The following is a 12,497-nucleotide window of genomic DNA, read 5'->3' on the forward strand; positions in this document are numbered from 1 at the left end:
TGAAGCGATCGTATGGGTTGATGCGGATGCGTTACTGCGGCTTGGCACGTAACACGGTGGGCACCTTGCTCACCTTGATGGCTTGGAACATGGCACGAGCGGCAGATCAAGTTGCTTGATCACCGTGACCACCGACAAGGTGGCCACGAGGAACTTCATGAATCCTTCTTTCTGACCTTTTGGGCGTTCGCTCGGCATGGATGCGGTATGCGGAAAGGGTTTTTCAAACATCCCGCTTTCGCGGGAATGACGGCGCGGAAAATGCGGGGATATCTCAGGGTTGGCGTCGTTATTCAGCGACCGGCGTACACTTCGGTCAGCGGATTCGCCAATGGTTCTCTATCGGCGGCGACGGATGGCGCCGGGCTTGCAGAAGCCGGCGTCGTGCATACACGTTGGGGAAGGCGCCATGTTCAAGCTCTCACTCTATGTAGTGCTTTTTTTCCTGTTCGCCACGGCCAGCAGCATCGCTGCGCCCGTTGCGTCGCCTCTGGAGCTGCTGGTGCTGGGGTCCGGTGGCCCCGGGGCCACCGGGAGGGCGGGGGCGGGATATATCGTTTTGGTGGATGGCCAGCCGCGCATCGAGGTTGATGCAGGGCCCGGTACCTTTGTAAGGCTAGGCCAGGCGAAGCTCCCCTTGGCCAACCTCGACATCGTCCTGCTGACGCATTTGCATATCGATCACACGGGCGAATTGCCCGGGCTGTTCAAAGCACGTGCGGTTGCGGGTGACGGCCCGGTCAATATCCGGCTCTTTGGCCCCACCGGGCATCGTGGCGAGGGAGACGAGGCGACGTTCCCATCCACCAGCCACTTTATCGATCTATTGTTCGGCCCCGATGGCGCGTACAGCTATCTGCACGACTTCGCCGCGCCGGTGACGATCAATGCTACGGATATCGATGCGTCCGCGACCGCCTCCAAAACACCGAAAGTCATTTATTCAGAGGGTGGCTTAAATATCAGCGCGATCGCTGGTCATCATGGTGATGCACCCGCGGTGATCTATCGCATCGACTACCATAATCAAAGCATCACCTTCAGCGGCGATATCGATGCCAAGGGAATCGATAATCTGCGCCGCATTGCGCAACACACGGAGCTACTGGTTTTCAATTGCGTCGTGCTCGATCCACCAGGTTCCCGGCCCGTGCTCTACACCTTGCATACCCCGCCCAAGACAATTGGCGTGGTCGCTGCCGATAGCGGAGCGAAAAAACTTCTGCTGAGTCATTTGTCGCCCACGATTGATCAACAACAGGCTAACGTCGAGGCATCCATTCGCGCGCACTACAAGGGGCCTATCGTGTTTGCCGAAGACGGTATGCGCTTGCAACCTTGATATCGAAGTGGATATCCCATCAGGCGCCCGTAGGTTGGGTTAGCGCAGCGTAACCCAACGATGTTTGTCGCTTCGATGGAATTCCGTTGGGTTACGCTGCGCTAACCCAACCTACCCAACCTACCCAACCTACCCAACCTACCCAACCTACCCAACCTACCCAACCTACCCAACCTACGCGATGGTGCGCGCGACCATCGGCCACCAATATTGGGTAGCGAAGAAGTAGGTGGCGACACCGAGCAGGCCTGCGGCGATGATCATGAGCGAGGCCATGGTGAGGCGTCCGGCAGTACCGGTCCGTTCGGAGCTGCCGCGAAGATAGGCTTCGGCGATCAACAGGTTCGGCACATAGAAGAAAAACGCCATCACAGCGTCGAAGGGTCCGTGGAAGTCGGAGGTGTGCCCCAGTTTATGGGTCACCAGAAACCACAAGCCATATTCCATCCGATAGAGCCACGAACCGATCGCCAGGGCAAACAGGCGGATGGCCCACATCCGGTGCGTATCGATTTGGCGACGCCGGGCGTAGCGATAGGTTTGAACCGCCGCAAGCATGGTTAGAACACCGTAAAGGCCAAAGCCGGTGTTCATGACAAGACCGCCGAGCGTGCCGGTGTCCGCGATGAAAATAAGTCCACCGGCGCCCGCACACAGGGCTGCCGTGACGTAGATGCGACCAAACCAGTGATGCAGCGCGGGAATTCGTTGACGAACAGTGCCTAGCAGCTGTACGAAGCCGAGCGCAAGAATGGTGCCGCCGGCCGCGAAATGCATGCCGATGCCAGCCATGGAGGTCGGCCGCGCATCGCTATAAAGACCTGGCAAGACATTGTTCCAGCGTGCGGCGTGGCCGGAGACCAGCGAGCCGGCGTAGAAAATCAGGATATACAAGCCAAACAAGCCGCAACTCAGCCACACGACGGTGGCCAGCGCGCGACTGCTGAAGTGAAACACGCGTGATACACGATCGCCCAGCGGAGACGTTGTCCCAATGGTCGTAGCGCTGCCGTGTGGCATTGCGGCCCCCGGATATCGATGTTCCGAAAATTCTAACCTTCGGGATTCCGGGGGCCAAGGCTCAATGTGGCCCAAATACTCTTGTCTCAGCCCTTAACTGATCGGATGAGCGGCAGGTTCCTTCTCGCCGAAATGAATGTGCCCGTGGCGCGGCCATAAAGCCCCAAGCAGACGAAGCACAGCCCTAACTGTGATCTGCCTGCCGCACCACGGGCGACCCTTTAAACATGATGCAGAGCGGCTTGAACGGACATCGAGTCCGGCATCATGTTGACGTCAGCGTTATGCATGACCCACAGCGAACCCGCCACGACGACGGCGATCAGAAAGCCGGTGCAAACGAAGATCGCAGTGTTTTGCGCCTGACTCTTGGCGGTGCCCAGGTGCAGGAAGTACGACAGCTGCACCAGCAATTGGGCTACGCACAGCGCCACGATGCTGCCGAGCCGCCATGCGTGAGGCACGATGGGAGACATCACGGTGCCGAAAGAAGCTGCGGTCAGTGCCAGGGAAAGCACGAAGCCGATGAAGTAGGACTTCATGTCGCCATGTGCTTCGGCATCCGCGTGCGCATGCGCTGTGGCGTGATGGGAGAGGGAAGTGCTCATACAAACTCCCGCAGATAGACAAAGGTAAATACGCAGATCCAGACCAGGTCGAGGAAATGCCAGAACAGGCTGAGGCAGCTGAGCCGGCGCATCACCACCTCATCCAGGCCGTAGTGGTAAATCTGGTGCAGCATCACGCCAAGCCAGAGGATGCCGAGGCTGACGTGCAGGCCATGCGTGCCGACCAGGGTGAAATACGCCGACAGGAATGCGCTGACGTCCGGGCCGGTGCCGTCGTGGATAAGCGCGGCGAATTCATGTATCTCCATACCGACGAAGGTGGCGCCGAGCAGCAGGGTCACGATCAACCAGCCCAATACCGGAGCGCGACGGCCCGAGCGGGCACTTAGCATGCCGGCGCCAAACGTGAAGCTGCTGAGCAGCAACAGCATCGTTTCGGTCGCCACATACGGCAGGCTGAAAATGTCATGCCCGGCCGGACCGTTCGCCGTGTTGCCGGCCAGGACGCCGAATGTGGCAAACAGCACGGCGAAGATCAGGCAATCGCTCATCACATAGACCCAGAACCCAAGCTTGGTCGTGGACGAGGCGTCATGTGACGCGTGATCATGCGTTGCGTGATCGGGCGTCATGGAAAGAGTTGTGCTGCTCATGATCAGGCGGCCTCGTGCTGACGGAGTGACGGCGGGACTACCTGCGTGATGGTGGCGAGACGCGCGAAGCGCTCGTTCTCGATACGCGCCACTTCACTGGCAGGTACGTAGTAGTCCGTGTTGCGGTTATAGGTACGGGCGACGAAGGTCACGAGGATGGCGGCCAGCGACACCAGCGCCAACGCCCAGATGTGCCAGACCAGCGCGAAGCTCAGCCCCAGCGAAAATGCCGCGATGATGAATCCGTCGCCGGTGTTGCGCGGCATGTGGATCGGCTCATAGTGATCCGGCTTCTCGTAGGCGTGACCGGTGACCTTGTTTTCCCAGTGTTGCTCCAGCGAGGTGATCGTCGGGATCACCGCGAAGTTGTAGAACGGCGCGGGCGAAGAGGTGGCCCACTCCAGGCTGCGCGCATTCCACGGATCGCCGGTGAGGTCGCGGTTCTCATGCCGTTGACGGACGCTGACGAAGAACATGATGAGGGTCGAAAGAATGCCCATGAAAATCACCACCGCGCCGACGAAGGCAACCACCAGCCACGGATGCCAGTCAGGGTTGTCGTAATGGTTCATGCGGCGGGTCATGCCATCGAAGCCCAGGATGTAAAGCGGCATGAAGGCGAGATAGAAGCCGATCAGCCAGCACCAGAACGAAGCCTTGCCCCAGCCTTCATGCAGCGTGAAACCGAACACTTTCGGGAACCAGAAGCTGATTGCGGCCAGGGAGCCGAACACCACGCCACCGATGATCACGTTATGGAAGTGCGCGACCAGGAACAGGCTGTTGTGCAGCACGAAGTCCGCGCCCGGCACAGCCAGCAGTACGCCGGTCATGCCGCCAATGGCGAAGGTGCACATGAAGCCGATCGTCCAGAGGGTGGACTGGTGGTAGCGGACGCGCCCGCGAAACATGGTGAACAGCCAGTTGAACAGCTTCACGCCCGTGGGAATGGAAATGATCGAGGTCATGATGCCGAAGAAGGCATTGACGTTGGCGCCCGAACCCATGGTGAAGAAGTGGTGCAGCCACACGAAGAACGACAGGATGCCGATCGACGCGGTCGCGTACACCATCGACTTGTAGCCAAACAGCGGCTTGCCGGAGAAGGTGGCGATGATTTCCGAGAACGCGCCGAAGCAGGGCAGGATCAGGATGTACACCTCCGGATGGCCCCATACCCAGATCAGGTTGATGTACATCATCGCGTTGCCGCCCGCCTCGTTGGTGAAGAAGTGCATGCCGAGGTAGCGGTCGGCGGTGAGCAGCGCGAGCGTGGCGGTAAGTACCGGGAAAACAGCGATGATGAGGACGTTGGTGATCAGCGCGGTCCAGGTGAACACCGGCATCTTCATCAGGTTCATGCCGGGCGCGCGCATGCGCAGAATGGTGACCAGCAGATTGATGCCGGTAAGCAGCGTACCCAAGCCGGATACCTGTAACGACCATATGTAGTAGTCGACCCCGACCGTCGGGCTATAGCCAAGCTCGGACAGCGGCGGATAGGCGACCCAGCCGGTCGCGGCAAAGTCGCCGACGAACATGGACAACATCACCAGCACCGCGCCGACTACCGAAAGCCAGAAGCTCAACTGGTTGAGGAACGGGAACGCCACGTCGCGCGCACCGATCTGCAGCGGCACGACTACGTTCATCAGTCCGAGTATCAGCGGCGTGGCCACGAAGAAGATCATGATCACGCCGTGCGCGGTGAAGATCTGGTCGTAGTGATGCGGCGGCAAATAGCCGGCGTTGCCGCTGGCGGCGATGGCTTGCTGCGCGCGCATCATGATGGCGTCGGAGAAGCCGCGCAGCAGCATGACCAGCGCGAGGATGATGTACATCGTGCCGATGCGCTTGTGATCGACCGAGGTCAACCATTCACGCCACAGGTAGCCCCACTGGCGGAAGTAAGTGATCGCGCCGAGCAAGGCTGCGGCGAGAATGGATACCACCAGCAGCGTGCCCATGATGATGGGCTCGTTGAAGGGGATGGCGTCGAGGCTGAGTTTTCCAAACATGACGGTTACTCCTTGGCCCGGTTCATGGCGCTGTGCATGCCGGGCATACCGGACATGGAGGAGGGGTATTGATTCACCACTTGCTCGAACAGGCCGTTGTCCACTTGTGCATAGGCGGTGGGAGGGTTGTTGCTGCTCGGGCGGGCAAGCGCGAGGTAGGCGTCGTGGGTGAGGTCACCCTGGCCGTGACGAACACTGGCGACCCAGGCGCGGAAATCCGCATCCGAGGTCGCCTTGACCTGGAAGTGCATGTCCGAGAAACCAGGGCCGCTGAAGGCCGACGACATGCCGCGATACACACCCGGCTCATCGGCGATCAGATGCAATTGCGTCTGCATGCCGGCCATCGTGTACACCTGGCTGCCAAGGCGCGGAATAAAGAATGAGTTCATGATCGAATCCGCCGTCAGCTGGAAATTGATCGGCGTATTCGCGGGTATTTCCAGTTGATTGACCGTGGCGATGCCGTAGTCCGGATAGATGAACAGCCACTTCCAGTTGAGCGCGACCACCTGCACTTTCACCGGTGATGTGTTCGACGTCAGCGGGCGATATGGGTCGAGCTTGTGCGTGGTGCCCCAGATCAACACCGACAGGAACAGCACGATCACACAAGGAATGCCCCACACCACCACTTCGATGGCGGTGGAGTGCGCCCAGTTCGGCGCGTACGTGGCGTTCTTGTTGGTGTCGCGGTAGCGCCAGAAGAAGAACAAGGTCAGCGCGATGACCGGAATCACCACTGACAACATGATCACCAGCGCCAGCACGATCAGGTGACGTTCCTGCATGCCGATATCGCCGCGCGGATCAAACAGTACCAGGTGGCAGCCGGCCAGCAGGGAGGTTACCCCCAGGGTTGCCCAGCGGAGCGGGGGCAGCCGGACCCGGTGGGATTGATCCCCCGAAATCCGTACATGATGTGAAGGATGTTGGCGCATAGGGCAGGCTGCGTTAGAAGGGGGGAGTCCACGCATGTGCTGATTTGGCGCTATATGCATGGATTGTTGTCGGGGTTGCGCGCATACTAACCAGCAACAAAATCCATACATCGATGGCAAAGTGACGCGGACAAAATCCATACAAGAGGATTCCTTGCTGGCGCTGTGGCGGGATGCCATGGATGGGCAAGGGCCTCGCTATCTACGCATCGTCGGATTTATCGAGCGGGCGATGGCGGACGGCAAACTGAGGCCCGGCGACCGCCTGCCACCGCAGCGGCAACTGGCGGCTTTGCTTGGTCTGGACCTCACCACCGTGACACGCGCCTATGCGGAGGCGCGGACGCGCCAATTCATTGATGCGCGCGGCGCGTACGGCACGTTCATCTCGTCACCCAAGGTGGAATTGGCGCCCATCGTCGACCTGGGCATGAATATTCCACCGCCGCCGGCGGGTCTGGATTTGGGCGAGCTGATCAAGCGCGGCGTGGAGCAGGTGCTTACTCGCGTCGATGCCAATCTGCTGATGACCTATCACGCCAGTGGTGGTGGCAAGGCGGACCGCGCCGCCGGCGCGTTATGGCTGGCACCGATGCTTGGCAAGGTAGACCCATCGCGCATTACGGTTTGCTCCGGTGCACAGGCTGCCTTGGCCGGTTTGATCATCGCGTTGACGCAACCGGGCGATGGCGTGGCAATGGAGTCCCTGGTGTATCCGGGCATCCTCAGTCTCGCGCAGCAACTAGGCCGCCGCATCGTTACGCTGGAATGCGATGAACATGGCATGTTGCCCGATGCATTGACGCGCGCGTGCCGGGAGCAGGACGTCAGGGCGGTCTATCTCAATCCCACGTTGCAGAATCCAACCACCCACACCATGCCCGAGCAGCGGCGGCGCGACATTGCCCGCGTTGTGCGCGAATGCAACGTGCCGCTGATCGAAGACGATCCTTATTGGCGGCTTGCCAATCGTCCGCCACCGCCTATCGCCCAGTGCGCGCCTGAGCATGTGCATTACATCGCGACACTTTCCAAATGCCTGTCGCCCGGCTTGCGCACGGCTTATGTCGCCGCGCCCAATGAACGCAGCCACGCACGTTTTCTCGCGGCGATGGGCGCCATCGTATTGATGCCTGCACCGCTGACGACGGCAGTGAGTACGCAATGGATGCACGATGGCACCGCAATGCGTGTACTGGAAGGTGTGAAAACCACTGCGCAGATCAGGTTGAAGCTGGCCGAACGCGTACTCGCCCAACGCGAGCAGGCATGGCCGGACGCCGGTATCCATGTCTGGTACACCTTGCCGGAACCATGGACCGCGAAAACCCTGGCGCGCGCTGCGCGCGCTGAAGGACTGGCAGTTACCGCGTCAGATGCCTTTTCGACCCATGGCGAAGACATTCGCACCATTCGTGTATCGCTTGGCGCCGCCAGGGAGCAAGCGCGGCTTGCGCAAGGGTTGCAGAAGCTGGCGGGTATCCTGGCGCGGGGTGGCCAGGTGGAGATGTCCGTTCAGCCCATCATTTAAAACGCGAGCGTTATGAACGATTTTTGATATCTTGCACCAGGCCATAGCCACACCCTTTTCACTACCGAAACCGCCAAGCGCCTTTATTTATGTTGCTACGACAAGGGGAAGCTCGCAGTCAGGAGGTGGATCGCCGCCTTGCCTGCATCCTGGCGGCGATTGCCGGCGCACTGAACACCGCTGCGTTCCACGCGGTCGGGTTCTTCTCCGCCAACATGACCGGCAATGTTTCCTCGTTATCCGATCACGCTGCCTTGGGTGACTGGTGGGTCAGTCTTTTTTATCTGTCCATCGTCCTGGCGTTTGTCCTGGGCGCCTCGGTATCGACGCTGCTGATTAATGCGGGGCGCCGGCGAAACATCCGCAGCATCTACGCCATCAGCATTCTCGCCGAAGCCACCCTCATGGTTTTGCTGGGTGGTGCCGAACTGCTTATTCCATCGATGGCGCGTGGCCCTGTGCTTATTCTCGGCCTGAGTTTTCTGATGGGTATTCAGAACGCGGTCGTGACGCGGATTTCCGACGCCAGGGTGCGCACCACGCATATCTCCGGCATGTCCACGGATATTGGCATCGAGTTGAGCATGTTGTTTGACATCGCTCGCGGGCGCGAACGCCAGGCCGAGGCTGCACCCTATCGGTCAAAACTTCGCCTGCATGTGCAAACCGTGCTGTCTTTTCTGGCTGGCGGCATTGCAGGCGTGGTGGTTTATCAAGCCATTGGCACCCGGCTGCTATTTGCAACCGCCGCGCTGCTTTTCATGATGGCTGGTCAGGCCATCCTGCGTTCTCGTGCGCCGGTGAATCCTTTTTCAGTGCAATAAGCGCGGCGATCCTTATGCAGAATGGGCAGGGCATTCTTATGGCCGTTTGTTCGGGCTATCGTTCAGCCCTTTATGAAATAGATCCAGCCGAACAGATCGGAGCGCGCGCAGGTTTTGTTCCAGCTCTGCGATCGTGAGCGGATAGTAGCCTTCCTCACCGTCGCCTTTAAGCCAACCAAGCGCGCGTTCGTGACTCACTTGAATGCCGGCTTGTTCCAGCGCGGCGACGGCGTCCTTGACGGTGACGTAGCCGACCTCACAGGTCAGTCGCCACAGCCAGTTCATCCTCATAGGGTCGACGCCGCGATTGAGCGGAGGTTGCTTGTAGGTCATCTCAAAGCCCTTCCCAGATCATGTTCCGTTAATGGCCGGGTAGCCCTTGAATCGGCCGCTATTATCCATGTTTGGCGGGGTGTGGGCTAAATAGGGGCGTTATGTGCATGCCCCTCTCCCGGCATCGGGTACTGTTGCCATAGGGGCGTCGACCTGCTGAAGTCGCAACCCAGGGCGGGGGCTTTCGATCTTCCTCAGACAATGGAGATGGAAATGAATAGGAATGTCTTATTGGCGAGCTTTTTCTTTGCCTTTGCCGCATCCAATGCGGGAGCTGCGACACCTGCGACTTCCAGCTCGGAGGATTCAACGAGTCGCGAGTCCTTGTTTAGCACCATCTCAAATTTGGATGCTCAATTCTTTGGTGCCTTCAATAATTGCGGCTCACCCGATCAGCTAAAAAAGCATGCAAGTTATTTGAATCCAAACGTTGAGTTTTACCACGACAAAGGTGGTGTCACCTGGACGAGAAAAGACTATATCGAGAAAACTCGCGAGAATGTGTGTGGCAATTTTCGGCGCGCGCTTACGGCGGGAAGCTTGCAGGTTTTTCCTATCGAAGGCTATGGAGCCATCGAAGAGGGGCACCATACGTTCTGCGAGATTAAATCGGGCAAATGCTTCGGTGAGGGCAAATTCTTGATTGTTTGGCACCATTCTTCCGAGGGGTGGGAAATAACCCGGATCTTTAGTTATGGGCACAAGGCAATCGATTGAGACTGTCTGCGTGAAAATGGACCGGATGTAGTTAAGGGCGTTTAACTACATCCGGTCCATTTTTTGATCTTTAAGTGTGTTGCATCGACCGGCCGAATCCGCAACCCGAAGCGCACCTCGCAATGACCAGAACAAAAGCCGAATCGGACCCGCTTCCTGTCGCTTGTATATAGCGAACAGGTTCGGGTAGTTTGGTGCCGTCGTCTGAAGAGCGAAGGCGATACAGGGGAATGGGATGGAACCGAAGAAGCGCATGAAGGCGTCGCTACCACCGCATGATCTTGCGGTGCGCCCGGTCGGGGTTTTGACCTTTGTCCTAGGTTTGATCAGCCTGTTCTCCAAGCTCAGACCGGCCGCCATCGGCATCACGCCATGGCTGGGCGCCGCCTGGCTGGCCTGGGCCATCCCAGGGCTCGGCATTTTTTCTTATCGGCAATGGAGCGCGATTGATCGCGGATACGCCGCGCGTCAAACACGGCGCCGGATACATCGCGCGTCGCTGGATTTGCAGGCAACTTGGCCAGTTTGCTGAGGCGGGTATATCTCGAAAGCACTGAAGACATTGATGCCGCAGGTTGTTTCATCTGATCAACAGGGGTGATTTGTGATGAAAAGTATGAAATGCCTGATCGTGGTGGGTTTAGTGGCCCTGGCTGGGTGTTCCGCAACCCCAACGAGGCCTAGTAACGCTCCAAGCATCATCTACGACAAGAGCGAGGCGGTGGTGCAGAAGGCAGCTGTTGATGCGTTGCTGGCGAATGGCTTCGAAATCGAGAAGTCCGATACGGATTACGTGGGCGGCTCGCGGCCGCACAAAGTAGGGCTGGTCGTGGGTTCGGGTGGTGAGTCAGCCGGTGTCTGGCTGTCTCCGATGGGAAGTAGCAAGACGGCCGTCGAAGTCAGTACGGCAAAATCCCTGCTTGGTATCGTCGGCCAAAAGAACTGGGATACCGAGATCATTGCCGAGATGGATAAGAGCGTAGGCCCCCATGAAAACGGCACCCAGGCCCCCGCGACGACAGTGGTTGTTCCCGACACACCCGAGGCCACACCCAAGCCCGTGCCTGCAGCCGATGTTGCCTCATCCGCAAGGCCGCAACCGCCGGTCGAAACGGCTGCGGTAGCTACACCGCCAGCTACAGCCTCCTCGCCAGCTCCCCTCGCCAACACGGCGGTCACGGCACAAGCCCAAAACGTTGCCAATCAATTGGGATGCGGGGCGATTCAAGCGCAGGGTGATTCGACCTTTGTCGCGCCTTGCGGCAGCTATAGTGTATTGATCGACTGTTATGACGACCAATGCCACGCGATGCATGCCGTGAGTGTCAAAAGCAACGATTAATCGGTCTGCTTGGGCGCGGCCTTAGAGGACGTTCGTGTCGGAGTCTGGAGATCGATGAACCGGGAACAAGGATGCAAGGAGTCATGAAAAGAGTGACGTGCGCGATTCTTCTTGCATCCATTCTGTCTGGTTGCGCGTCAACGATTGGCAACTATCGGCCGCTCAATGGGTACTATCCACCGCGGCCCGCCGATTGCCGGGTCGACATCTTCAAAAACCAACCACCAGCGAGGCCTTACATGGCCATTTCGCGGTTGAACGTCCATTTGGAAAAAACGTTTTTCGTGCCATCAGATTTCGCCTCTGCCCATGGCGAACTCCAGCGTCAAGCGTGCCTCTCCGGCGCAGATGGTGTCATCGACATCGAAGAGACGAATTCGAGTTACCTCGAAACACGCATTTATAATTTGTCGGCGACAGGAATCCATTATCTGGATGAGGCCGCCAAAAACGAAAAGTGATGTGCTTTGTTGCGGCGGCGTAAAGGCGCACACGTTGGGGCGCGCTGGACGACATTTTGGCGAAGACGTCCGCAACCAAAAGCGGATTGTGCGCTGTTACATCACGCATACAAAACGTTCTGTTGGCCCAAAGTACTCGACGACAATTATCAGGGGTAAGACATGTCGACGCTCAATGGTTTCGGAACCATGTTTTATGGTTGGAAGCATCTCGCTAACCAGCCCTCGACGGCTACCAAGTGGCTAACTGCGTTCTATATCCCGATCATTCCTTTGGGACGCTATGAGCTGATTGTCCACACGAATTTTGCCCGTGAAAGTACGCAAATTCGCTCCACTCTGGTCGGGGTGGTGGCTTCTCAGCAGAATCGTTTTGAAATTCTTGGGAAAACTTCTCTCCATTGGCCCGAAATATTGATGACATATACAAAAACCTTCATCGTGCTTCCGCTCCTGATGTTTGCGCCTTTGTTGATCATGTTTCTGCTTAGTCGATTAGGATGGTGGCCGAGGTACAAAACATCGCAAGACATGCCGATATGGCTCAACGTTGTCTTAGTGATCTTCGCCGCAGGACAACTGATCGGTGCTCTCTATTGGCCAATTTGGGCGATTCGCAAGTCACGAGGCATGCATATCGACAACAAACCAAATTCCAAGTCAAAGAAGGCATCCGTTGATCGACGATCAGTGGAGCATCACATGTGACGAATGTTCGCTTCCGACTGCAGCCTCAACCGGTCGAC

14 protein-coding genes are annotated in these 12,497 nt (G+C 58.2%); 8 read left to right on the top strand and 6 right to left on the bottom strand.

The genetic code is table 11. The features are described from left to right. Window positions 1-409 precede the first annotated feature (409 nt). Window positions 410-1,342, top strand: coding sequence for an MBL fold metallo-hydrolase (locus ISP19_RS00735; RefSeq protein WP_204678512.1), 933 nt, complete (start codon window positions 410-412; stop codon window positions 1,340-1,342). A gap of 174 nt (window positions 1,343-1,516) precedes the next feature. Here the strand turns inward: ISP19_RS00735 and ISP19_RS00740 are convergent, their stop codons facing one another. The 5 genes from ISP19_RS00740 to cyoA form a co-directional block, all read right to left on the bottom strand. Then, entirely contained in the window at window positions 1,517-2,362 is an 846-nt protein-coding gene (locus tag ISP19_RS00740; RefSeq protein WP_204678514.1) for a DUF2306 domain-containing protein, read from the bottom strand. A 221-nt stretch (window positions 2,363-2,583) separates the two neighbouring features. Beyond that, window positions 2,584-2,970: a cytochrome o ubiquinol oxidase subunit IV gene (cyoD, locus tag ISP19_RS00745; RefSeq protein ID WP_204678516.1), complete on the bottom strand. Its 387-nt coding sequence runs from the start codon at window positions 2,968-2,970 to the stop codon at window positions 2,584-2,586. Next, window positions 2,967-3,584, bottom strand: a complete 618-nt coding sequence (gene cyoC / locus ISP19_RS00750) for a cytochrome o ubiquinol oxidase subunit III (protein WP_204678518.1) — start codon at window positions 3,582-3,584, stop codon at window positions 2,967-2,969. The genes cyoD and cyoC overlap by 4 nt, the downstream gene beginning before the upstream one ends. A gap of 2 nt (window positions 3,585-3,586) precedes the next feature. Continuing rightward, the gene (gene cyoB / locus ISP19_RS00755; RefSeq protein ID WP_204678520.1) at window positions 3,587-5,602 is read right to left on the bottom strand and encodes a cytochrome o ubiquinol oxidase subunit I; all 2,016 of its coding nucleotides are present in this window, start codon (window positions 5,600-5,602) and stop codon (window positions 3,587-3,589) included. Window positions 5,603-5,607: 5 nt separating this feature from the next. Continuing rightward, entirely contained in the window at window positions 5,608-6,723 is a 1,116-nt protein-coding gene (cyoA, locus tag ISP19_RS00760) for a ubiquinol oxidase subunit II (RefSeq protein WP_338082360.1), read from the bottom strand. Here cyoA and ISP19_RS00765 point away from each other — a divergent pair. Further along, on the top strand, window positions 6,722-8,074 hold the full coding sequence (locus ISP19_RS00765) for an aminotransferase-like domain-containing protein (protein ID WP_204678524.1): 1,353 nt from the start codon (window positions 6,722-6,724) through the stop codon (window positions 8,072-8,074). The genes cyoA and ISP19_RS00765 overlap by 2 nt on opposite strands. A gap of 125 nt (window positions 8,075-8,199) precedes the next feature. Then, the gene (locus tag ISP19_RS00770; RefSeq protein ID WP_204678526.1) at window positions 8,200-8,898 is read left to right on the top strand and encodes a YoaK family protein; all 699 of its coding nucleotides are present in this window, start codon (window positions 8,200-8,202) and stop codon (window positions 8,896-8,898) included. Window positions 8,899-8,934: 36 nt separating this feature from the next. On the opposite strand, the gene ISP19_RS00775 is transcribed toward ISP19_RS00770, so the two are convergent. Further along, window positions 8,935-9,231, bottom strand: a complete 297-nt coding sequence (locus ISP19_RS00775; RefSeq protein ID WP_204678528.1) for a hypothetical protein — start codon at window positions 9,229-9,231, stop codon at window positions 8,935-8,937. A 213-nt stretch (window positions 9,232-9,444) separates the two neighbouring features. Between ISP19_RS00775 and ISP19_RS00780 the strand changes: the two genes are divergently transcribed. From ISP19_RS00780 to ISP19_RS00800, 5 genes are all read left to right on the top strand, one after another. After that, window positions 9,445-9,948, top strand: a complete 504-nt coding sequence (locus ISP19_RS00780) for a DUF4440 domain-containing protein (RefSeq protein ID WP_204678530.1) — start codon at window positions 9,445-9,447, stop codon at window positions 9,946-9,948. Window positions 9,949-10,183: 235 nt separating this feature from the next. Continuing rightward, the gene (locus ISP19_RS00785) at window positions 10,184-10,480 is read left to right on the top strand and encodes a hypothetical protein (protein ID WP_204678532.1); all 297 of its coding nucleotides are present in this window, start codon (window positions 10,184-10,186) and stop codon (window positions 10,478-10,480) included. Window positions 10,481-10,555: 75 nt separating this feature from the next. Then, the gene (locus ISP19_RS00790) at window positions 10,556-11,290 is read left to right on the top strand and encodes a hypothetical protein (protein ID WP_204678534.1); all 735 of its coding nucleotides are present in this window, start codon (window positions 10,556-10,558) and stop codon (window positions 11,288-11,290) included. An 83-nt stretch (window positions 11,291-11,373) separates the two neighbouring features. Continuing rightward, window positions 11,374-11,751, top strand: coding sequence for a hypothetical protein (locus ISP19_RS00795; RefSeq protein ID WP_204678536.1), 378 nt, complete (start codon window positions 11,374-11,376; stop codon window positions 11,749-11,751). 162 nt (window positions 11,752-11,913) lie between these two features. Continuing rightward, window positions 11,914-12,459: a hypothetical protein gene (locus ISP19_RS00800; RefSeq protein WP_204678538.1), complete on the top strand. Its 546-nt coding sequence runs from the start codon at window positions 11,914-11,916 to the stop codon at window positions 12,457-12,459. Window positions 12,460-12,497 lie beyond the last annotated feature (38 nt).

It is taken from the genome of Dyella flava, assembly GCF_016904955.1.
GTDB classification, from domain to species: domain Bacteria; phylum Pseudomonadota; class Gammaproteobacteria; order Xanthomonadales; family Rhodanobacteraceae; genus Dyella_B; species Dyella_B flava.